This window comes from Salinimicrobium sp. CAU 1759 (assembly GCF_054482715.1).
In genome coordinates this window covers 993,314-1,015,951 of sequence record NZ_JBTLRK010000001.1, presented here as the reverse complement: position 1 = coordinate 1,015,951, position 22,638 = coordinate 993,314, and the positions used below count along the sequence as shown (strand labels likewise).

At 42.0% G+C, this 22,638-nt stretch carries 23 protein-coding genes; 4 read left to right on the top strand and 19 right to left on the bottom strand.

Annotated elements, in window-relative coordinates; genetic code table 11:
- Nucleotides 1-126 precede the first annotated feature (126 nt).
- On the top strand, nucleotides 127-1,035 hold the full coding sequence (locus tag ACXYMT_RS04615; RefSeq protein ID WP_459057916.1) for a NifU family protein: 909 nt from the start codon (nucleotides 127-129) through the stop codon (nucleotides 1,033-1,035).
- A gap of 77 nt (nucleotides 1,036-1,112) precedes the next feature.
- Here the strand turns inward: ACXYMT_RS04615 and ACXYMT_RS04610 are convergent, their stop codons facing one another.
- On the bottom strand, nucleotides 1,113-1,538 hold the full coding sequence (locus ACXYMT_RS04610) for a hypothetical protein (protein ID WP_459057915.1): 426 nt from the start codon (nucleotides 1,536-1,538) through the stop codon (nucleotides 1,113-1,115).
- A gap of 318 nt (nucleotides 1,539-1,856) precedes the next feature.
- A complete protein-coding gene (locus ACXYMT_RS04605; protein WP_459057914.1) occupies nucleotides 1,857-4,145 on the bottom strand; it encodes an inorganic phosphate transporter in 2,289 nt (762 codons plus the stop codon).
- 242 nt (nucleotides 4,146-4,387) lie between these two features.
- On the opposite strand from ACXYMT_RS04605, the gene ACXYMT_RS04600 reads away from it, so the two are divergent.
- The 3 genes from ACXYMT_RS04600 to ACXYMT_RS04590 all read left to right on the top strand — a co-directional run bounded on the left by ACXYMT_RS04600 (nucleotide 4,388) and on the right by ACXYMT_RS04590 (nucleotide 6,256).
- Nucleotides 4,388-4,894 (top strand): nicotinate-nucleotide adenylyltransferase, encoded by a 507-nt coding sequence (locus ACXYMT_RS04600; RefSeq protein ID WP_459057913.1) that lies wholly within the window; start codon nucleotides 4,388-4,390, stop codon nucleotides 4,892-4,894.
- 160 nt (nucleotides 4,895-5,054) lie between these two features.
- On the top strand, nucleotides 5,055-5,258 hold the full coding sequence (locus ACXYMT_RS04595) for a dodecin family protein (RefSeq protein WP_459057912.1): 204 nt from the start codon (nucleotides 5,055-5,057) through the stop codon (nucleotides 5,256-5,258).
- A gap of 152 nt (nucleotides 5,259-5,410) precedes the next feature.
- Nucleotides 5,411-6,256 carry a mechanosensitive ion channel family protein gene (locus ACXYMT_RS04590; RefSeq protein ID WP_459057911.1) on the top strand — a complete coding sequence of 282 codons (846 nt, stop codon included), beginning with the start codon at nucleotides 5,411-5,413 and terminating at the stop codon, nucleotides 6,254-6,256.
- Between the two features lie 188 nt (nucleotides 6,257-6,444).
- Here ACXYMT_RS04590 and tsaB read toward each other — a convergent pair whose 3' ends face one another.
- The 17 genes from tsaB to ACXYMT_RS04505 all read right to left on the bottom strand — a co-directional run bounded on the left by tsaB (nucleotide 6,445) and on the right by ACXYMT_RS04505 (nucleotide 22,530).
- Nucleotides 6,445-7,101, bottom strand: coding sequence for a tRNA (adenosine(37)-N6)-threonylcarbamoyltransferase complex dimerization subunit type 1 TsaB (gene tsaB / locus ACXYMT_RS04585; RefSeq protein WP_459057910.1), 657 nt, complete (start codon nucleotides 7,099-7,101; stop codon nucleotides 6,445-6,447).
- Nucleotides 7,102-7,117: 16 nt separating this feature from the next.
- Entirely contained in the window at nucleotides 7,118-8,380 is a 1,263-nt protein-coding gene (locus ACXYMT_RS04580; protein ID WP_459057909.1) for an efflux RND transporter periplasmic adaptor subunit, read from the bottom strand.
- A gap of 3 nt (nucleotides 8,381-8,383) precedes the next feature.
- Entirely contained in the window at nucleotides 8,384-9,820 is a 1,437-nt protein-coding gene (locus tag ACXYMT_RS04575; protein WP_459057908.1) for a TolC family protein, read from the bottom strand.
- A 59-nt stretch (nucleotides 9,821-9,879) separates the two neighbouring features.
- Nucleotides 9,880-11,001, bottom strand: a complete 1,122-nt coding sequence (locus tag ACXYMT_RS04570) for an efflux RND transporter periplasmic adaptor subunit (RefSeq protein WP_459057907.1) — start codon at nucleotides 10,999-11,001, stop codon at nucleotides 9,880-9,882.
- A 24-nt stretch (nucleotides 11,002-11,025) separates the two neighbouring features.
- Nucleotides 11,026-12,288, bottom strand: a complete 1,263-nt coding sequence (locus tag ACXYMT_RS04565; RefSeq protein ID WP_459057906.1) for an ABC transporter permease — start codon at nucleotides 12,286-12,288, stop codon at nucleotides 11,026-11,028.
- A 2-nt stretch (nucleotides 12,289-12,290) separates the two neighbouring features.
- Nucleotides 12,291-13,535: an ABC transporter permease gene (locus tag ACXYMT_RS04560; RefSeq protein WP_459057905.1), complete on the bottom strand. Its 1,245-nt coding sequence runs from the start codon at nucleotides 13,533-13,535 to the stop codon at nucleotides 12,291-12,293.
- A complete protein-coding gene (locus ACXYMT_RS04555) occupies nucleotides 13,528-14,229 on the bottom strand; it encodes an ABC transporter ATP-binding protein (RefSeq protein ID WP_459057904.1) in 702 nt (233 codons plus the stop codon). The genes ACXYMT_RS04560 and ACXYMT_RS04555 overlap by 8 nt, the downstream gene beginning before the upstream one ends.
- A 125-nt stretch (nucleotides 14,230-14,354) precedes the next feature.
- The gene (locus ACXYMT_RS04550) at nucleotides 14,355-14,582 is read right to left on the bottom strand and encodes a hypothetical protein (protein WP_459057903.1); all 228 of its coding nucleotides are present in this window, start codon (nucleotides 14,580-14,582) and stop codon (nucleotides 14,355-14,357) included.
- Nucleotides 14,583-14,586: 4 nt separating this feature from the next.
- A complete protein-coding gene (locus tag ACXYMT_RS04545; protein ID WP_459057902.1) occupies nucleotides 14,587-15,120 on the bottom strand; it encodes a DUF420 domain-containing protein in 534 nt (177 codons plus the stop codon).
- Entirely contained in the window at nucleotides 15,110-15,847 is a 738-nt protein-coding gene (locus tag ACXYMT_RS04540) for an SCO family protein (RefSeq protein WP_459057901.1), read from the bottom strand. Before ACXYMT_RS04540 ends, ACXYMT_RS04545 begins: the two co-directional genes overlap by 11 nt.
- The gene (locus ACXYMT_RS04535) at nucleotides 15,848-16,501 is read right to left on the bottom strand and encodes a hypothetical protein (protein WP_459057900.1); all 654 of its coding nucleotides are present in this window, start codon (nucleotides 16,499-16,501) and stop codon (nucleotides 15,848-15,850) included.
- Between the two features lie 76 nt (nucleotides 16,502-16,577).
- Nucleotides 16,578-16,940: a cytochrome C oxidase subunit IV family protein gene (locus tag ACXYMT_RS04530; RefSeq protein ID WP_459057899.1), complete on the bottom strand. Its 363-nt coding sequence runs from the start codon at nucleotides 16,938-16,940 to the stop codon at nucleotides 16,578-16,580.
- Nucleotides 16,941-16,959: 19 nt separating this feature from the next.
- Nucleotides 16,960-17,940, bottom strand: coding sequence for a cytochrome c oxidase subunit 3 (locus ACXYMT_RS04525; RefSeq protein WP_459057898.1), 981 nt, complete (start codon nucleotides 17,938-17,940; stop codon nucleotides 16,960-16,962).
- Nucleotides 17,941-17,986: 46 nt separating this feature from the next.
- The gene (locus ACXYMT_RS04520; RefSeq protein ID WP_459057897.1) at nucleotides 17,987-18,568 is read right to left on the bottom strand and encodes a cytochrome c oxidase subunit 3; all 582 of its coding nucleotides are present in this window, start codon (nucleotides 18,566-18,568) and stop codon (nucleotides 17,987-17,989) included.
- Nucleotides 18,559-19,461 carry a heme o synthase gene (cyoE, locus tag ACXYMT_RS04515; RefSeq protein ID WP_459057896.1) on the bottom strand — a complete coding sequence of 301 codons (903 nt, stop codon included), beginning with the start codon at nucleotides 19,459-19,461 and terminating at the stop codon, nucleotides 18,559-18,561. The genes ACXYMT_RS04520 and cyoE overlap by 10 nt, the downstream gene beginning before the upstream one ends.
- A gap of 114 nt (nucleotides 19,462-19,575) precedes the next feature.
- Nucleotides 19,576-21,687, bottom strand: coding sequence for a gliding motility protein RemB (locus ACXYMT_RS04510; RefSeq protein ID WP_459057895.1), 2,112 nt, complete (start codon nucleotides 21,685-21,687; stop codon nucleotides 19,576-19,578).
- 126 nt (nucleotides 21,688-21,813) lie between these two features.
- A complete protein-coding gene (locus ACXYMT_RS04505; protein ID WP_459057894.1) occupies nucleotides 21,814-22,530 on the bottom strand; it encodes an energy transducer TonB in 717 nt (238 codons plus the stop codon).
- Nucleotides 22,531-22,638: the final 108 nt, after the last annotated feature.

Sequence of the window (22,638 nt, the reverse complement as noted above, 5' to 3'; positions counted from 1 at the left end):
AATTCCGGATGAGTCCTAACCTCTGTATACAATATTAAATATCCATTAATCATCCAAGAACTTCATACTTCTAACCTCGTAATCTAATTTCCTATTTAAAAATCGTATTTTTGCGAAAATTTTGACATGAAAAATATCACTATAAATATTCAGCCTACTACTAAACCTACCATTGTTAAGTTTGAGGCCAATATCTTCCTTACAAAACACGAAAATTTTGAGTTCAGGAATATTGAGGAAGCCGACCGCTCTCCCCTGGCCCAACAGCTGTTCCACTTGCCTTTTGTGAAAACGGTCTACGTAGCTCAGAATTTTGTAGCCATAGAGAAATACAACATCGTTCACTGGAAAGATGTGCAGCACGAAATAGCAGAACAAATTCAGTCTTTCCTTAACAGTGGTGGGATTGTAGTGACACCTTCAGAAGAAGAGATCAAAAAGATCCCGGTCACTGTCTATGCCGAAAGCACTCCGAATCCCACGGTGATGAAATTCGTTTCTAATAAGAAACTTGTTTTGCAGAGTGTAGAATTCAAGAACATAGACGAGGCTAAGAATGCTCCGCTCGCAAAAGCCCTTTTTCACTTTCCCTTTGTAAAAGAAGTTTTTATTGATGAGAACTATCTCTCAATCATGAAGTACGATATAGCTGAATGGGAAGAGATCACACAGGAGCTACGGGAATTTATAAGAGAATATTTGGAACAGGGGAAAGAAGTACTAACGGAAGACCATGAGAATACTTCGGCTTCAAAAAAGCAAGATTCGGCACCTGTTCCCGAAGTGCAGCTTGAAGGCACTTCAAAGGAAATTGTAGCTATTCTGGATGAATATATAAAACCTGCAGTTGCTAGTGATGGAGGGAATATCCTGTTTGAAAGTTATGATGAGGATCAGAAGCTGGTAAAGGTGATCCTGCAGGGCGCATGCAGCGGCTGTCCATCTTCTACAATCACTCTAAAGAATGGCATTGAGACTATGCTTAAAGATATGCTCCAGGGACGTGTGGAGCGTGTGGAAGCCATCAATGGCTAAAGAATAAGGAAGCAAACAAAAAATGCCGGAACTTAAAAAAGTTCCGGCATTTTTTGTGTGAATGAGCACTGAATAGTTCAGTTCAAATTAAGTTTAACTGAAAATCCCACCCCCGATTGGCCATAGCTCTTAAAAACTACAGGGTCACCTCTCATTTCAAATTTGGCAGCTTTATTGTGCTTTCGGGCTGCAACGAATAATGGTACAGAAGCAATAACACCTGCAGCACCAACATAGGCGGGCCAAATGCCTTCGTTAGGATCTACGCCTTCACATTCGAAAATACAGAAAGTCTTGTCAAAATTATTGGCTAAACCAAAAGCAATTAAGCCTACACCTCCTCCAACTGCTACCCAACCCCCTGTTCTATTTTGATTGCGCTTTTTTATATGGTATTCATAAGTGGATTTTTCGTCTATGGACTCAGTTTCAATCTTCTGGCTCAACCCCTGGTTTGCACCTCCAATGATAATGGAGACGGCAATTAAAATATGATTTTTCATAATTACCTATTTAGTTAATATTCAAGTATTTACAATAGTTTAAATTACGAAGAATATCAATTGGCAGGAGATATTTTCCTTCTAAAAACTGTACAGCTCTAAAAAATGTAGAGGAGGTTTATTAAGACAACTTCCTGGAGGAAATAAACAAACTAATTCATGGGAAATTTAATCTTAAACGAACTTATTCTCGTGATCATCAAATAGATCTGCTTTACTCACAAAACATAAATAAAGCTGTAAAGGAAGGTTGAGGAGCTGAAAAATAAGTTGGAGCGGTCCCAAAAAGATCAGCTTTAAATATTTCTAAGATCGGTTCTATTTTAATGGCAACCCGGCACCGGGAAAATGAGTGGTCTGCACGGCGATATTAAACTCTCTGTAGAGCTCGAGAAGGTTCATGGTGGAAGTGATAAGATCACGGGTCTCTAAAAGCATTCCAAAATAAAGTTCGGAATTCTTCAGGCTACTTTCGGTAGTTCTGATCCTTTTAATCTGCTTCTCGACCAGCTCCCCTACATCATTTAAAAGATCCTGTTTCCCGGCCAGGACCACATCGATCCTTGCAAAATCCTGTTCATCGAAAATGTTCTGGATCTCATCAAACAACGCCTGCATCTTATCGTCCACCCTCTTAAGGTCCCTTATCTGATTAAATTTAAGATTCTTGTGGTTGTTGTTGACGTGATTGTAGCTGTTCCTGGTAATATAGCCAATAGACTGCACTATATCCTGCAGGTAGTCCAGGATTAGAATATAAAAACGATTAGAGTCCAATGAACCTTCCTCTATGGTTTTGATAAAGTAAAAGACGTTTCGCTTGAGTTCATCAATCTCAGATTCCAGTTTTTTAATGGATTTCTTATTCTTTTTGAGCTTGCTCTTATCGTAATAACCCAGGTTCTTCACCGTCTTAGAGAACATCTGGTTTACGCCGCAAACAATACTGGAAATATTCTTGGAGCTTTCAACCACAATATCATTGATGGTACTGATGTCATTTCTTCGGAAGGGTTTCTTCCGTTTCTTCTCCTTCTCTTTCCTGGAGTGAAGTACGAAGCTGCGAGCTATGCTAAAAATCGCTAGGCCTATTAAAATTGTAATGGCTATAATTCCGCCGAAATAGATAATAGCGGCAAAGATGGCAGCGGCCGAGAATGCAACAAGTGCGGTTACAAACCAGCCTCCAATTACATTTACCACGCCGGCTACCCGGTAAACAGCGCTCTCTCTATCCCATGCTCTATCGGCCAAAGAGGTACCCATTGCAACCATAAAAGTGACATAGGTAGTAGATAGCGGAAGCTTTAGACTCGTACCAATAGAGATCAATATACTGGCTACTACCAGATTGACGGAGGCACGAACCAGGTCAAAGGCAGGTGTATCTTCAGAATCTCTTGTAAAGGCCCTGGGCTTTTGGAATTTTTCTTCGATCTTCTTGCTAATGATCTGCGGAGTTATGGCACCCATCACGTTTCCTAACATCACAGAATACCGCACAATCCCGCGGGAAAGAAAATTGGGATCGAATCTTTCTGTCACTTCTCCCTGCCTGGAAAGGTTCACTCCCGTCTCCACTACATTACGTGCCTTTCTAGAAAACCATAAGGTGATGACCATGACTGCACCGGCTCCCAATAAAAGAAAAGCGGGTGTTGCAACTTCTCCCTGTAATCCACTCATTAAAAATTCTGAAGGCAGAGTGCCGGCAGAAGTATATGCCGCCTGCCATAATTCAAAGGATTGCCAGGCCGCGATAGGTACTCCAATGAAGTTGACAAGGTCATTTCCGGCAAAAGCAAGAGCAAGGGAAAACGTACCCACCAGGATAATGAACTTAAGGATATGAGTTTTGAACAGGCTCATTAAAAGTTGCGAAATAACCGTAAACAGAACCAGTCCTATTCCAATAATTATCAGTGTATTATTGTCAAGGTAGTCCAGAAAATCCTGAGAAACAAAGGTTACCGATTTTAAACCTTTTAAAAGAATAAAGTACAGAATAGCGGTAAGAGATACCCCTCCAAAAACAGCACCTGCGTATTTAATTTTTTTCTCGAATTGAAAGGAAAAAATGAGGCGTGAAAAATACTGTACTATGGCACCAATGAGAAAAGCAATAACGACAGCCAAAAGAATGCCGACAATAATTTCGGTCGCCTTGGAAGTATTGATATAATTAAAAATCTCCCCGTAATCACCCGTGTCATAGTAGATCTTGATCACAGCCATACTTACCGCAGCTCCTAAAAGTTCGAAAACAATGGAAACTGTGGTTGAGGTAGGCAATCCCAAAGAATTAAAGAAATCCAGGAGCAATACATCAGTGATCATTACTGCCATGAAAATGATCATGATCTCCTCAAAATAGAATTCTCCCGGCATAAAGATCCCCTTACGGGCCACTTCCATGATCCCGCTCGAAAAAATAGCACCCACCCCAACTCCTATACTAGCCACTATGAGAATGGTCTTCATTGGAAAGGCGCGGGACCCAATAGCCGAACTAAGGAAGTTGATCGCATCATTGCTAACTCCAACAACCAGGTCGGTCACGGCAAGGCCAAAAAGAGCAACAAGCATTACGATATAAATATCTTCCATAGGGAAAAGCAGGTTTTGCTAATCAAATTTAGGAATTATTTACAGAAAGGCGCGATTATCTGTAAATACCACTCTCACAACAAGTGAACTCCTGAAAACATATTGCCTAACTTTCTTGTTTTCAATATTTTATATGAGTATCTTAGTGTACTTCCCTAAATTAACAACAGTTAAATATCTTCCCTCAACTGTAGTAGACAAGGTCCCTCAAAAGGAACATTATTAATTTAAATGATTGAGCTATGAAAAATTTATTTTTAACATTATTCCTCTTTGGAATAATTAGTCCGGCTTTCGCTCAGATAACTGAGCCTGAGGAACTGAAAGAAGTGAAACTGGTAGCAGTCAACTACAAATATCTCGACGCCGTAACTAAGCAGGAAGTCGCGATCCCGGTAAGAAAATTGGAACAACATGTTGCTAATTATGACATTAAATCCTCAGAAGTATATCATGATGATTACGATATGTATGAAGTTACTTTTTTCATACCTGAAGGTTCTGTCCTGGCGGCCTATGACAGGGATGGAAAATTGATAAGAACTATTGAAAGATATAAGAACGCAGGAATACCTGATGTAGTTAGACAAGCGGTCAATAAAAAATATCCTGACTGGTCAATTTCCAAAGATGTTTATCTGGTCAACTACCACGACGCCAAAGGGGCTGAAAGACAATACAAGCTTAAACTCGAGAACGGGAAAGATGTCGTAAGGATCAAAACAGACGAAAGAGGAAACATTCTTTAACTTTGAAAAAACCGGGGTTTCAAATTCGCTGTCATCCACTTTCCAGGGGTAATGATTGCTGCAAAAGGTTTAACAATTTGTTGCCATTAGGGCGTCTGTGAAATTTGTATATTGATATTCAATCAATTACAAAAATTGCTAACCTTAAAAAGAAATTATCATGGCAGTAATGAAAGTACTGGAGATTATGGCTAATTCAAGCCAGAGTTGGGAAGAAGCCGTAAAGAATGCAGTAAAAACCGCAGCAAAATCTGTAAAAAATATTAGGTCTGTTTATGTAAAAGATCAAACCGCCAATGTAGAAGGTGATAGTATTACAGACTACCGGGTGATCGTAAAGATCACTTTTGAAGTAGATGCCTAAAATACGCACAATTTAATTAGTTAATTAAGCTTCCTTCGGGAAGCTTTTTTAATTTTAAACGACCAGTACTAGTGGTTTTTTATTTATTTTAACAGTTCAAAGGCGTTTTAAAAAGCTGATATTTTCACCTTTGCAGCAAACTAATACTTTACATGGAGGAGATCAACGGTATCAAAGACATTTCTGAAGAATATTTTGAAAAATTCCTGGGTTACTTACCCGATCTATTAGGTGCCATTTTATGGCTGGTAATAGGCTGGTGGCTTATAAAAATAATCATAGGATACCTGCGAAAATTCTTTGCCAAAAGTAATCACGATCCCGCCCTTACCAAGTTTCTTCTAAACCTTGCTAATGGGATCCTACTGGTACTGCTGCTTATTAGTGTGGTAGGAATGCTGGGGATCGAAACCACCTCGTTTATAGCTATTTTAGGAGCCGCAGGTTTAGCGATTGGGCTTGCACTGCAGGGGTCGCTTTCAAATTTTGCAGGGGGTGTGCTTATTCTCCTGCTCAAGCCTTTTAAACTGGGAGACTGGATTGAGGTCAACGGCATCTCGGGGAGTGTAAAGGATATTTCCATGTTCTATACAAAACTTAATACATTTGGAAATCAATTAGCTATTATTCCCAATGGAGAACTCTCCAATGAGAACATCATCAACTATTCCGCTGAAGATAAAAGAAGGGATGCAATCACTATCGGGATCTCCTATGACAGCAATATAAAACTCGCTAAAGACACTTTAATGGGTTTGCTTAACGAGCAGGAAGATATATTGGAAGATCCGGCTCCTGCAGTTGTAGTGACCGAATTAGCCGATAGTTCTGTAAACCTTTCCGTGAGATTCTGGGCCAAAAATGAGGTTTTCTGGGATCGTCACTGGTATACTATTGAAGAGGCCAAGACCCGACTGGAAGCTGCAGGAATCTCAATTCCGTTTCCACAACGCGACGTACATTTCTTCAACCACAGCAAGGGAGAAGTTGAGAGTTAAGACTGCGGAGAAATTTTGGGAACTGGGTGGATTGCATATCCGCGCCATCTGGACATCCGGATTGAGCCGTCAGTGATCAGTCGTCGGTGTTTGGAAAAAATGGATCATTAAACCGGCACAAATTTCAAATCCGCGCCATCTGGTCTCAACTTCAAAAACTTTGAATTCTAAATTCTGAATCTTAAATCCTATCCCGCCTGAAAGTCTTTCAGGTAGTACGGTTCAAAATAAGCTACGTCTTCAAATTTTTTCTTCTGAAATTTTTCTTCGGCCAGGATCAGCATTTCTGCAGCCGAAGGTAGTTTGTCTTCAATGAAAGTGGCATTGGGATGATTACAGATGTTCCTGAATTTTTCTACTCCGTTTCCAATGAAAGTGACAGCAGCATTTTCAAGGTACTTTGAAAACGAATCGGGAGTCAGGATCTCGGCTCGGGTATCAAAGACTTTTCTGTTTTCGGAAGTAAATCCGGCGGAATAGACTTCCATTCTGCGGGCATCCAAAAGTGGGATAATAAAGCCGTCTTTTTCCTGCTTTACCTGCAGGGCAAAAGATTTAAGTGTGGGTACTGAGATCAAAGGAAGATCAAGGGCAAAGCAGAGCCCTTTTGCCGCAGAAACACCTATCCTGAGACCTGTATATGACCCCGGACCTTTACTTACTGCTATCGCCGAAAGATCTTTTGCCTGCAGCTCATTTTCCTTCAGGATCTCCTCAATAAAAATGTGCAACCTTTCGGCATGCGAGTAACTGTTGCTGTAGTCTTCTTTTAAAGCCAGCAATTTTCCATTCTTTCCCAGTGCTACCGAGCAGTTGGTAGTAGCTGTTTCGATACATAAAATCACAGCCGCAAGATAAGGATTATTCCGTTTCCTGTTTTACCTCAACTTTATCGCCCGGTTTTAGAACCTTGGTAACTGTATTGTATGGCCCGGTTATGACTTCCTCTCCTTCTTCAAGACCCTCTGTGATCTCTATCCTGGCATCATCCTGAATCCCGGTTTGCACTACACGCATCTTCGCCTCATCTCCTTCCTTGATGTAGACCGTCTCAAAAAGTTGTTCGGGAGCGGCTGTTTCTTTCACATTTCTGCGATTACCCGATGTAGTATCGGTCTTAACTACCACAGCGCTAATAGGCACAGCAATAACGTCATCTCTACGATTAGTAATAATGTCTACTGTGGCTGTCATTCCCGGTCTAAAAGGAGAATAATTCTCGGGCTTTCCTTGCAGTAGGTGATCGTAGGATTCCTTAAGGATCCTCACCTTCACTTTGAAGTTGGTCACCTGGTCTGCCGTCGCTGTTGCGTTGGCCGAGTTGGAAATTTCTGTCACCACGCCTTTGAATTCCTGCTTCAGGTAGGCATCCACTTCAACAATGGTAGAATCTCCAATGGAAACCTTTACAATATCATTTTCGTTTACATCTACCTCGACTTCCATATCGGTTAGATCGGCTACCCTAAGGATCTCCGTTCCTGCCATTTGCTGGGTTCCAACCACTCTTTCTCCAAGTTCGGCATCAAGAGAGGAAATGGTACCGCTCATAGGGGCGTAAATATTTGTTCTTCCAAGATTTTCTGCAGCCTCCTTTACACTGGCTTCGGCACTCCTTACATTGTAGAAAGCCGCCTGCCTTGTTGCTTGTGCAACTTCATAAGCAGAAACGATCCTATCCCATTCCGCCTTAGAAATTATACCTTTCTCAAAAAGGGATTTGTTCCGCTCGTAATTGGCTTCAGCTTCTTTTAGGGAGGCTTCGGCCTGTGATAGTCCAGATCTTATATTCTGAAGTCCGGCGCGGGAACGCTCAAGATTCGACTGGTAGATCTCAGGATTTACTCTTACCAGCAGATCCCCTTTTTGAACCTGCTGCCCTTCAACCACCGGAAGTTCAATGATTTCTCCCGACACTTCCGAAGAAAGCTTCACCTCAACTTCGGGCTGAATTTTCCCGGTAGCCGAGACTTTTTCAATTACATCAAACCTCTGTACTTCTGTAACCTCAACTTGTTTGAAATTTCCCGATTTGCCAAACCAGCCGGCTTTTTTACCAACAACCAGCAGTACAACAATAACAAGGGCAATTCCTGCAATAATGTAAATAGTTTTTTTCTTCATTACTTAAAATTTGAGATCTGCAATGGGTACTCCAAAATAGAGCTCCAGCACTTTTAATTTAAAGATGTAATCATATTTGGTCCTTACGACTTCACTCTCGGCATTCTCAAGATTGAATTTCGCCTGACTGAAATCAAAGGCATTGGTCATTCCAACGTTATAACGTTCTGTAGCATATTCGTAAGCAAGTAATTGAGCTTCCCGCGCTACAAGTGCAGCCTCATATGCTTTTAGAGCTCCACGGGCATCTGTGTAGGCCTGGTAAACATTTGCTTCCAGGTCAAGTCTGGTCTGCTCGAGTTGATATTCAGAGCGTAACACTCCTACTTCTCTCCTTTTTACCTGATTACGGGTGGCAAATCCATTAAAGATAGGTACACTTAGCTGTACCCCATAAGAGATACCATCATTAAGCTGAAGCTGCTCAAAAAAGGGCAATGGGCTACCAATTTCTGTTGCCATGTTTGGCGCAACTACGATCTCTTCTGTAGCTTCCACAAAACCAATTTGGCGGTAAGGCTCATCGGGATCCAGTCCTGCTGCTCTTATCCTTCCGGCACCAGATTCCCTGGTGTTGTAGTTGAAGAATGCGCCAAGGGTTGGCCAGTAAGCGCCGCGGGCGATCTCCAGTTCCTTTTCAGCAAGTTTCCTGTTCATTTCGGCTACCTGAACTTCATATCTCTCTTCTTCGGCGACATCAATAACTTCAGAAACCGGAACTTGAAGAATTTCACTTCCAAAGACGTCATAATCCCTTTCGGCAACATCAAAATTCTCGTAATCTTTTATAAGCAGCAATTGCGCCAGGGAGATCAAAGATATCTCGATCTGGTTCTCGGCCACGATCATTCTTTGAATTTCGTTGGCTGAAGTAGCTTTAATCTCAAGAAGATCTCCTCTGGGAAGGGAACCTGCCTCTACCAAAGCTTCGGCTCTTTCCAGTTGTTCAAGGGTAATTTGATGCTGTGCCTCAATTACCTTAAGGTTTTCCTTGTTGAACAAGACCTGCAGGTAAGCATTGGCGACAAAAAGTGCGATATCATCCTTCATTTGCTCCAGCGAGTATTCACTGGCCAGTTTTGCCATTTTTGCGTACTGGTATTGATTGAAGTTCCTCAATCCGTCAAACAAGGTAAGACCTGCTGTAACTCCTGCAGAGAAGTTACGGGTAGTTTGCGTTTGAAGAATTCCTGTGGTGACATTCTGGGTAAGACCGGTATTCCATGAGTTGGAAGCCGAAGCATTTACACCGGGAAGAAAATTCCCGAAGGCATCAGAGATCTGTATATCTGCCAGGTCTACATCCAGCTGGCTTTGCTTTACCGAAATATTGTTCTCGAGTGCATATGCTATACATTCCTGAAGTGTCCATTCCCTTTGTTGAGCAAAACCAAAAAGGCTTGAGGAAAGGAAAACTGCAGTCAATAAAAATCTTTTCATAGTGGTAGTTGTAAAATATAAGTCTGTAGTTAGCTGCTTTTGTTACACCTGTGGAATCACTATTGCGCCTGTGCCATAGGACCGGCCGGTTTTAGCTGATTCCAAACCTTTATTTTGTCGTCGGCCGAAATCCCGTTCTTCACTTCTACAAAGATCCCGTCACTCACTCCCAGTTCCACGTCCCTGCGCTCAAATTCCTGATCGCCGGTGGCGACTTCCACAAAAGGCTTTTGGGTCTTTGGATCGAACTGAATGAGAGCTTCTCTCACTGCAAGTACATTCTCTGCTTTTGCAAGAATGATTGAGGCATTGGCACTAAGTCCTGCTCTAATGAAAGTGCTGTCGGCTTTATCCAGAGTTCCTTCAATATCAAACTGTATCGCCCCATTCTCCTCTACTCCTTTTGGAGCAATATAATCCAGCACTGCATTAAAAGTCTTATTCTCTATAGCACCTACAGTCACTTCAAGAGGTAGATTCTCCTTGATCTTTCCAACTTCACTCTCATCAACCTTTCCTTCAAAGATCATTTCATTGACATCGGCCAGTACGGCAATAGTGGTTCCATCATTGAAATTATTACTTTCGATCACCTGGTTACCTACTTTCACAGGCACATCAAGCACCATCCCTTCTACCGTAGATCGAATCATGGTGTTGGCTGCTGTTCCAAGCCCGCTGGTAGTTCCCGTACGAACGATCTCGTAATTCTGCCGGGCCGAATTATAATTCTGTTCTGCCCTTCTATAGGCTACCTGTGCATTGTCAAATTCATTGGCAGAGATCACTCCCTTCTCAAAAAGGCTTTTTTGACGCTCATAGTTTTTGGTTTCGTTATCAAAGTTGATCTTGGCAGTTTGCACAGCATCCTTTGCACTTTGCAAAGAAGAGACATTCGGGATCACCCTTATCTTGGCGATTTGATCTCCTGCCTTTATCCTGTCGCCAGCTTCAATGTAGATCTCTTCAATAATTCCCGAAATATTCGGCTTGATCAAAACCTCTTCTTTTGGCACAATATTACCTGTAGCCACCGTCTTTTTCACAATAGTTTGTTCTGAAGCCTGTTCGGTCTCATAAACTGTTGGATCCTCCTGATTCTTTGCGTACAGATAGTACAAAGCACCGGTAAAAGCTACGGCTATTACAACCAGGATCAGGATAGTTACAACTCTTTTCATTCTGTTACTTATTTGTATTTGATGTTATTCAGTTCTTAATGCATCAACGGGTTTAATTCTAATTGCGTTTTGTGCCGGGATCAAACCTGCAAGTAATCCCGAGATCACGAGAATGGCTAATGCCACCATCACAACCCCCAGGTTTACACTTGGATTGAGGAACATCATTTCTGAAGTGTCCATTCCACTCAAAAAGTTGTTTACAAGAGCAATGACTCCTGTTGCAAGTACAATTCCAGCCATTCCTGAAATAATTGTAAGGAAGATAGATTCCATGAGGATCTGTCCTCTTATTGCCCAGGGAGTCGCTCCCAGCGCTCTTCTTACTCCAATTTCATTAGTTCGCTCCTTCACAACAATAAGCATGATATTGCTAATCCCAATAATTCCTGAAAGCAGAACCAGGATACCCACGAAGTAAGCCACTCCTTTCAAGGCAATGAACAAGCCGTTGATCTTATTATACTCCTCAAAAAGGTCAAAATTGCCTACTGCTCTGTCGTCTTCGGGATGTATAGAATGCCGGGACTTAATGACATCAATCACCTCTCCTTTGAGTTCGGTAATAGAAGAGCCATCCTGAGCGGTGATCGCCATCCAACCCACATTGTTGCCACGGTTGAAAGCCTGAGAGAAAGCTGTGAAGGGAACAAATATCTGTTTCTGTTGTTCTTCGGCGTTACCGTTGTTGCCCTTCTTTTTATAGGTACCTATGACCATGAAATTAACTCCGTTGATCTTTACATAACTTCCGAGCACCTCTTCTCCCTGTTCATATAAAGTAGTGCGGACACCTTCTCCTATCACAGCCACTTTTCTCTTGTCGTTGATGTCTGAATAGTTGATGAACCTTCCGGAAGTGATATCCATTGGCTCCTGCTGAATGATCTCGGGATAGTCTCCATAAACATTAAAAGCACCGGTGTTCAATCCACGAACCACATTATTGGCACCTCCAAAGCCTCCCAACTGATTACGGGGAGAAACAAATCTCATGTTTGGCACTTCCCGCTTAATTGCGGCCACGTCATCTATTTTAAAACTATATCTTCTTCCTTTTGGCAGGCCCTTATAAGGTTTTGAAGTGACCTGGGTCCACATGAACATGGAGTTTGTCGCCATTCCGCCAAAACCCTGTTTTACGCCATTTTCGAGTCCTTTTCCTGCAGCGAGCAGGATCACCAGGATAAATATTCCCCATAGTACCCCAAAGGCGGTAAGAACTGTCCTAAACCAGTTTGCGCTAAGTGCTTCAAGTATTTCGTCCCAATTATCTCTACTGAACATGCTTATTCATCTCTTAAGGCTACAATAGGTTTAATCCTTGCGGCCCGGTAGGCCGGAAAGAACCCTGCGAGGGCCCCCGCTACGATTAATATTATTACCGTGGTAAGTGCAACTCCAAAATCTACTGAGGGGTTTGCAATAAAATTGGTTTCTATCATAGGTCCTACAAGCTCAAGCAAAGCAAGGCTCCCAATGAGTCCTACGAGCCCGGCTATGGCAGTCACAAAAATGGATTCGTGCAAGACCATACCTACAATAGAAAGAGGTTCGGCTCCAAGGGCTTTTCTCACTCCAATTTCGCGCGTGCGTTCTTTTACTATGATGAGCATAATATTGCTCACCCCCACAATTCCCGCGATTATTGTACAAATACCCACACCCCAAAAGAAGAATTTGATCATATCCATGAGATCATAGAACCTCTTGGCATTTTCCAGAGAGTTGTTGATGTTGATCGCCCGGGTATCTTCGGGGGCAATAGAATGTTGTTCTTTCAGGAATTGCTGTAACTCTGCAGAAAATTTATTTGAAGCTGCCAAAGCCGCTTCAAAATTATCCTCTTTTTCAAGGGTAAAGGCCATGTTGTTGATATAATGCTGCCCGTTAAAAACTCTTTGAGCGGTGGATAAGGGAACATAAACCCTATTCTCTTCCCTTTCCCCTCCGGGATCACTAAAAACTCCAATTACCTTAAAGTTTATTCCTGAGATCTCTACATATTCCCCAACAGGATCTTCCTCCTTAAAAAGGTCATTTTTAACAACCTTTCCAATAACAGCTACCTTTTCGTAATTCTGGTGATCCTGGTAGTTTAAATATCGCCCCTGGATGAGAGGTGTGTTTTCCAGGAATTGATAATCGGGTAAAACTCCTTCTACCCGGTATGATCCTGATTCTTTCTTATAGTTGACAATCCCGTTCCAGATCCTGTACACCGCCGATTTATACTCAAGTTCATCTATGTACTTTTGAGCTGTGGTCTTATAGTCTGTATTCTTCAGTTTTATTTCCCGCCCGGGGTTAAGACCTTTATGCTCCACAGATGTTCTTCCGGTCCAGACGTAAAGAATATTGGCAGCATCCTGCTCAAATTCGGCTGAGATGCCGTTTCTCATCCCTTGTCCTATTCCGAGAAGAATAACGAGAATAAAAATCCCTGAAGCAACAGAAAGACCGGTAAGAAAAGTTCTCAATTTGTTCTTTCGGATGGTTTCGAAGATCTCTTCCCAACGTTCCAGACTAAACATATTGCAGTGCCTTTACCTGATCTACTTTTTGGTCGTCGATGATCACACCGTCTTTTAAGTTGACGATGCGTTTGGTCATATTGGCTATATCGTGCTCATGGGTAACGATAAGGATGGTACGCCCTTCTTCATTGATCTTCTGAATAAGGTCCATGACCTCATAGGAAGTCTTGGTATCAAGAGCACCGGTGGGCTCGTCGGCAAGTAAAACTTTTGGGTCACTGGCAAGAGCCCTTGCAATTGCAACTCTTTGTTTTTGCCCTCCCGAAAGTTCATTGGGCAGGTGTTGCGCCCATGGAGTAAGACCTACTTTATCAAGGTATGCCATAGCCCGCTCCATTCTCTCCTTACGCTTCATCCCCTGGTAATACAGAGGCAGGGCAACATTATCAAGAGCAGATTTGTAGTTAATCAAGTTAAAAGACTGGAAAATAAAGCCGAGGAATTTATTCCGGTAACGGGCTGCAATCTTTTCATTCAGGTTTTTGATGGGAACACCATCCAGGGTATACGTCCCGGCATCGGCCTCATCAAGCATCCCCAAAATGTTGAGGAGGGTGGATTTTCCAGAGCCAGAGGATCCCATTATAGAAACCAACTCCCCTTCAGCTACATTGAAGTTTATTCCCTTGAGAACGTGAAGGGAATTACTTCCGGTCTTATAGGACTTGTGCAAATCTTTAATTTCAATCATACAGGCTATAATTCCAATTAATTATTGGGGGTCAACCATTAGACTTGCAAAAACAGGAAATGTTACATTTTTCAGAAAAAAGATTCCCAAAAAAGGGATTTTTGGAAGCGAAAGGAGGCGGGAAATTATTCTTCTGCGCGGGCTTTCCTGCGCGACCTCCAAATGAAGTAGGCTACCCCGGCCATGAGCAGGTAGGGAAAGATCATTAGATACATGATCCCGTCATTAATACCTTCAGCCGCCGATTGGCCTTCTTCAGTTTCGAGAACAGCCCGGCACATAGCACATTGCGCATCTACATCTATAGTGATGAACAATACAAATAGCGTTGTAAGTAAAGTGCGAATCTTCATACGCTTAGTAATAAGGCATCATAAACAAATAAACCAGCACCCCCGTCACCGCGACATACAGCCAGATTGGATAGGTATAACGGGCAATTTTACGATGCTTCAGAACCTCCCCGGTCAAGCCGCGATACATGGTGAACAGTACAAGCGGAACTATAATAGCCGAAAGCAGGATATGGGTTATAAGAACAAAAAAGTAAACATACCTGAGAACACCTTCTCCTCCATATGGAACAGGCTCATTGCTGATCTTGGAAATTACATAGCTTACAAGAAATACTGCCGAAAGGAAAAACGCAGAGATCATTAAATTCCTATGCCATATAATTTCTTTGCTTTTCATCGCATAGAAACCTGTAATAAGGAAAAGTGCGGTAAAGAAATTTAACACTGCATGAAAAAGTGGAAAATCAGTAAATCTTCCACCCAAAATCTCATATCTCTCGGGCAGGTACATCAATACAAGTACTGCTACAGGCACCAGAATTGAGACGACAACTATGGCCGGAACCATCACCTTATCTGAATTTCTATTTATCATTTACCAGTTTCTTAGCGTCTGCAATTAAGATATCTATTTGAGGCTCTTCTTCCCCCGGTTCCACTACAGCCTTACGGGGTATTGAACCACGGTAATATATGATAGGATTACCATAAGGATCTTTACGTGATCTAATATACCCTTCCCGGTCTACCAATGCAAAATATCCCGAGTGGGCAAAACCACCTTCAGCTGCCTCATCTTCCCCGGCGTAAATATTAAAACCTGCGTTTGCAAGATCATAGATCTCCTCCCGCTCTCCGGTCAATAAATGCCAGTTGGGATGTGTAACTCCGGTTCTTTCGGCATAATCCTTTAACACCTGCGGACTGTCATGTTGAGGATCAATACTGAAAGAAGCGATCCCAAAATCATCATTTTTGGAGAATACATCCTGCACCTGTACCAGATTGTCCTTCATGACAGGACAAATTGTAGGACAGGTAGAAAAGAAGAACTCAGCTATATAGACCTTTCCATCATAATCCTTATTAGTAATAGTATCTCCATGTTGATCGACAAACTCAAATGCCGGCACCCGCTTTCTCTCACCATTTACCATGATATAATCAAGTTCGACCCCGGCAGAAGCCCGTTCTTCCTGCCCATCTGAACGGCTTGACGAGACCACCTCCCGCTCTTTTACCCTGTCGATTATTTCCGGAATTACTATGATCCCAAAAATGAGGATCACAAGGGAAATTCCTATGTAGGAGTAGTTTTTCATTTATTGCTGAGTATTCTCTTTGTTGTATTTCTTTAGCTCCAAACGATATTCGGCAAGGATCACCTTCACGTCGTCATTCATTTTGTTATTAAGCACGTAGATTGAGCCGGTATCGTACCCGTAAAGTTCATTCCCGTCGTCGTCACTGTCTCTGCCTCTCAGTTTTCCATTCTTATCAATGATAAACACATTTGGAGTGGAAAGATCGCCGGTAAGCTCAAGATCTGTGTTGAGGCTGTCAAATAAAGTGTTGATCTCTTCGGGAGAACCTGTCACAAATTTCCACTTTTTAAGATCTATAACGTCGGAAATTTTCTTCTTTAGCTCTTCTACCTGGGCTTCGCTTCCTGCAGGAACTATTGACACGAATTGAAAGTCATTGAATTCGTGGTAACGATCGTAGATCTTTTCAGCCAGGTGATAGGCATTACTGGAATAATCCAAAGGCTCACTACCGGGAAAACCAAGAATGGTGATCTTTCCATCAAAACTAACTTCCTCCTTCGCGTCATCAAGACTACTGAAGGATTCCAGTTGATAGATCTCCTGCGTAAGCACCGGCAATTTGGCAAAGTTATTTACTCCCGAAGCGAAGAAAAGGTATGCTACCAGAGGGAGGGCAAAAAGGACAAAAATGACAAAGAATTTTTTCATGTTATCTTTCCGGAAAGATGTGCACAAAAATAAAAAAAGGCGGTTTTAAAACCGCCTTTCCATAATGTTTTAACGTTTAGAAATCCCAGGCGACCTGCCCCCTTTGCATTACCTCATAAACGTAATCTCCTTCGGTAAGAAGAATGAACACAAGATAGACAATAAGGAAACCTGCCGTCCAAACCACAGAGCGTCTTAGCCCCTTGGTCTCGCCCTCCATGTGCATGAAGGCCCAGGTAATGTAATATGCCTTCCAGATCGTAAGGACAATGAATATCCAGTTGATCAATTTAAGGCTGATAAAATAAGTATGCATTAAAAAGTCTGGCTTGATAATTCCCAGGATAACTTCCACAAGAGTTATAACAGAAAGTATAATAAATACAGTCCAGATCCTTTTTGAGTTCGATTCGTGTGCGTGTGTAGTATCGTGTGCCATTTTTAGTCCTTATTCCAAATTAAACCAAATAGAAGAAAGTAAATACAAATACCCATACAAGATCTACAAAGTGCCAGTACAGTCCAACTTTCTCCACCATTTCATAGTGACCTCTTCTCTCGTAGGTTCCAATAAGTACATTAAAGAAGATGATGATGTTGATAAGCACCCCAGTTAGAACGTGGAAACCGTGAAAACCTGTAATAAAGAAGAAGAAGTCTCCAAAAAGCGGATTTCCATATTCGTTCTTTTGAAGGTTTGCTCCTTCTATTATACCTATTCCTTCACTTTCAAGTTTAGCCAAAGAAGCCTGTCTCGAAAGAACCACCTTTTCACCGGTCTCTGTCAACTCTTGTGTTCTAATATGTAGATTTGGATTAGCCTCAAACCCTAATAGCACATCTTCTATTGTAAATCGCGGCAAAGTTGGTTCATCTGTGAACCAAAGCCCGTTTGATCTTTCATGCTGCACCCTTTCTGTTGGTAGAGCTACTACAAACTCGTCTAAAGCAACACGATGCCCTTCATCATCAACTACCTGAAGAACATTACCACCTCTTGTCTCAATAGCTCCGTAAGTTCCCTGTATAAAATTCTTCCACTCCCAGGCCTGTGAACCAAGGAAGATGATACCTCCAATAATGGTTAGCAACATGTAGAAGGTAACCTTTGCTCTTTTCATTTGGTGCCCTGCGTCTACCGCCAGAACCATAGTTACAGAGGAAAAGATAAGAATAAAGGTCATTAATGCCACGTAGTACATAGGAGCATCTACCCCATGCAAGAATGGAAAGTGATTAAACACCTCATCGGCTATTGGCCAGCTATTAGAAAATTTATATCTGGCAAAACCGTAAGACGCAAGAAAACCGGAAAAAGTAAGCGCATCTGACAATATGAAGAACCACATCATCATTTTTCCATAGCTCACCTTCAAAGGTTGATTCCCACCGCCCCATGTTTTTCCTTCGGTACCTGTTCTGGTAACAGTCGCTTCCATAGAAAGAGTTTGATTTTTAAAGTATGGGCAAAAATAGGTTTTTTATTTATCTAAAGAAATATAAAAATAAAAACAGGTAGATCCAAAGGGCATCTACAAAGTGCCAGTATGTAGCACCAAGTTCTAATCCAAGTGTTTGCCCAGCGTGGTATCGCTGTTTAAAATGGTTATAAATTATCACCAAAAGTACGATTATTCCTCCCAAAAGGTGGACTAAATGCGAGCCCACGATCAAGTAGAGAAAGGAAGTGGTCACACTACTTGCACTTCCGGTAAAAAAATATCCTGTTTCCAAAAGCTCACTAAAGCTCTCAAACTGAAGTGCAATAAAAACAAAACTTAACAACAAAGTTGCCACAAGATTTGTCATTGCTACCGAATGTTTATTCTGTTTTACGGCTCTTTCAGCAAAATGAAAGGTAAGGCTACTCAATAAAATAGCTGCTGTACTCCAGAAGAAAGTCGCCGGCAGTTGTAGGTCCGCCAGCCAGTCCGGTCGGTTTTGGCTTACTACATAAGCACTGGTAAGGCCCGCAAACATCATGGCCATACTTATGATCCCGAACCAAAGCATCATCTTTTTAGCTCTGTCCTGCTTATGTTCCCGGGTTCCTTGTGTTAAATCCATACTCGAATTAATTTATCTAATACATATATTATTTGCAGCAAAGTGATATAGGAAACACTCGCAAGCATGAGTTTTTTTGCCGATCTTTCATCTCTGTTCCTGTAAAGCTGCACGGCATAATAAAGCATTCCCAATCCCAGAAGTAGCACAAGCACTGCCGAGAAAGGAGTAATATAGAGCGCCCCGGTCATTCCCGATACCGGGATCAATGAAACTATAATCGTCCAAATGGTATAAAGCACGATCTGCACCGCGGTACCTTTATCCCTCTTACCTGTAGGCAGCATAAAAAAGCCGCCTTTTGCATAGTCATCATATAACCACCAGCCTAATGCCCAAAAATGCGGAAACTGCCAGAAAAACTGGATCATAAATAAAGTCCCCGGCTCTATTCCAAAGTTCCCCGTCGCCGCCACCCATCCTAACATGAAGGGGATCGCTCCCGGAAAGGCTCCAACAAAAACAGATAACGGAGTTTTTGTTTTAAGCGGGGTATACACACTCACATAAAGGAAAATAGATATCGCTCCAAACATTGCTGTTCTTGGATTGATAAGATAAAGAATGATCAAACCCAGAATTGTGAGGGAGCTGGCAATTATAAAAGCAGTATTGACAGACATTCTCCCGGAAGGAACGGGACGGTTTCGCGTCCTCTTCATCAATAGATCAAGATCCTTTTCGAGAATCTGATTATAAGCGTTTGAAGCTCCCACCAGGCAGTAACCTCCAATTGAAAGCATTACCACAGTAAGAAGATCAATAGATTCTGCTCCTAAAAAATAACCGGCAACCGAAGAAAATACAACGCTTATCGCCAGCCTTACTTTAGTAACTTCCTTAAGATCACTTACCAGGGATACTGCAGGACTATGTACTTGGGTGTTTTCCAAAAAAGGCAATTTTGGCGCAAAGATACTTCTTAATTGGTTTTTATCAAGAACCTACAGCCGTTAAATTTTACAGTGAGAGAAAAATCATTTGTTGATAATCAGCATTTTAAAGGGCTACATATCGAAGTACCAATTGAAAATGTCTGTGCGTAGTCCAATGTTGATCCAGTAAGTTGTATTGTCGAAATGCTGCACACTATTCACCTGGGGATCAAAATTTCGATAAATGAAGCTGCCGAAAAATTTAAGATTAGTCAAAGGATTTACGATATAACCCACTTCAGTTTGCGCAAAGAAAGAGTCCGTATTATTCCCCTGACCAATTTTCACACCGGTCTCCAGAGGCCGGTCTTCTTCGCTGCGGTAGATATTCCCACCGTAATAGTCTCCATTCTCAAAAAAATCAAATCCTCGTTCTCCGTAGATGGCTTTCACGTGTCCGTAATACCTTCCTTTTTTATAGCGTGCAATTGCCACCACTTCCCGAAAATTAGCACCCCACAAATGAGCCATAGATTGATTGGCATGCCCATAATTAAGGGTTATGGTATTGTGAGAATAGGTATATGGCCGCACCTGATTGTACTCGAGCTGCAAATGAAGATCCTCCACATCAAATGCATTGAAATATTTAGTTCCTATTTGAAAACCATGCTTGTTCTTCCAACTACCTTCTCCTCCAAACACATCACTGGACGAAAATTCATCAATAAGCCACTGGCCGTAACTAAGGAAACTGTTATTCCATTTGTATTTTGCGGTAAGCCCAATAATGGCGTTTCCTGCTTGTGCCCCGGTGGAAAATTCTATTGCCCTGTAAAAGATCACAGGGTTGAGATAATTCAGGTCAAACCCACGATTATTATCATTCTCCCACATGACAGATTCAAAAAAGCCAATATTGAGTCTCTTCGTAACATTGTAACTTAGGTAGTGATTGGCCATGAATTTTGTGCGGTAAGAATCCTCACCCGTTACTTCTGGCCGCACATCGCGCAAAGACATCCAGGTATTGGTATACTTAATTTTCCAGAAGGTGGTGTTAAGTTTGAAGAATGGATAAGGAGACGCATTATCACTTAGCAGCAAAGACCTGTAGCCGTCCCCTATAAAGTTCTTACCATGTCCAAACTGCAGGTTGAAATATTTCCCGGGACTAAAAGAAAGATAACCTTCAGCCACAGGGTAGTCATACGCCTGCCCCATAAACCCCTTGGCGATTCCACGACCAGGAATGATCGCAGCGCCCTCACTACCGGGTCTAAGAGATTCGGCATAGCGGTTGAAATAATCGGCAAATCTCCCCTGGTTCTCATATACCACCGAGTAAAAACTGAGATTCTTTCCAAGACCTCCCTGGAAAATGGCGGCACGTGTATTATTGTAAGTTACGTCCAGGTCACTATCAAAATCCTTCCCAACCTGTAGGTCGAGCCCAAAGTCTACTGTGAACCAGTAATCTTCCCCCTGGAACCTGAAGAGATGTTCGTTCCACACCTTTCTTCCCACCCAAGAATCCACAGGCTTTTGAAGTGTCAACAGCTCCTCCTCAAAATTGTAATAAGGCTGAACTTCAGAAAAAAGAAATGGCTTTGAAGAAGTATGAAAATTTGTTCCCACCATGTTAACCTCATCTTCAAACCGACTGTAAAGTTCGTGAGAAAGAGGTATGTTGATCTCACTTTGCAGGCGTGGATGATGGAAATCAAGGGATTTTATCTGGTCATACTCATTGGCAACCTCAACCGGGTCATCTTGCTCTTCCACTTCGTTCCGAACCACTTCCACATCTTCCTGTGGCACTGATGTTTTTGGCACCTCGATCTGCATTGGGATAGTCACCGGCATACGGAACTGCATATCCATGGGCCTGCTGTTATAGGTTGCAGGCGAAACCTGCGGAAGGTTGTCAAAAATGCGATTCATCTCCTCCTTTAGTTCAGGATAGGCAGCATCGACATAATTAATTTTGAAATCACCTTTCCTGGTCACCTCAAAGAGCACAACAATCTCCCCTTTATAATCTTCTTCGGAAACGACTTCAGGAAGCCTGAAGTTTTCCCTTACCTTTTTCTTGAGAGTATTATTGAAACATTCATTCTCCTGTTCGTATTGCACGGATTCACATTCAGGAAAGCGGGGAAATCTTTCAGGATCGCCTTGAAAGGTCTGTGAAAAGCTGAAGAAGGGAAATAATAAGATGAGGAGCGGGTAAAATTTTATCATATCCTGCACTAAGCTGAATGTATTACACGGGAAAGATACAGTTTTTTGAATTTCTGAAGTATTTTCCTTTACACAAAAAAATCCCGCAACAAATGCGGGATCAAAAATGTCATTTTTAAGCACTATTTAATTTTGTACCCTAAAAGTTATTGGCAAAGAATATATAACCCCCACCGGTCTGCCCCCTTGCTTTCCCGGTATGAGTTCAGGAAACTTATTGATCACCCTTATCGCCTCTTCCTCCAATTTGGGATGAGGCCCTCTTACACCTACTACTTTTACACTTCCATCTTTTTCTACCCTAAAGCTCACGTAGATTCTGTGAAGCCCCATTAGACCAAGTTCGCTGCCAAGACTGGTGTCAAACGTACGACCTACCAGCTTATTCACTTTTTCACCAAAGCATGCTTTACGTGCGTTATTGTCATTAAGTCCCTCACAACCGGGAAAAATCGGCGCTACTTCTACCGAATGAATATCGTAATCTTCTATTTCATCCTCCTTTTCAACAAAATCCACTTCGGCTACCTCCAGGATCTTGTCATCACTCTCCGTCGAAGCTATATGAGTTTCCTCTACATCGAGATCATCATCTTTAATATCTATCTCCTTTACAATTTCCCGGGGCGGTTCGGGAGGTTTCACCTCCTCTACTTTGGTAACAGGCACTTCGTCCTCCTCAAACTGACCTGTAAATACAAAATCCTCCTGAGTTACAGGACCGGCATCGACCTTCCACTCTATGAGTTGCCATACGAGGAAGAGAGCCAGGATAAGCCCCAGCTGAAAAAATAAGATACTCCTTTTTGAAAGATCTGCATTGCTGTTCTTCTTGTTTTCCATAGTGATATATTTAGAGATTAATGATTCCTGCAGGCAAAGCAGATATTTTGAATATCTTTTTAGTTAATCTTTTAGAATAACTTCAAGAACCAGGCCGAAGAGCAGCAG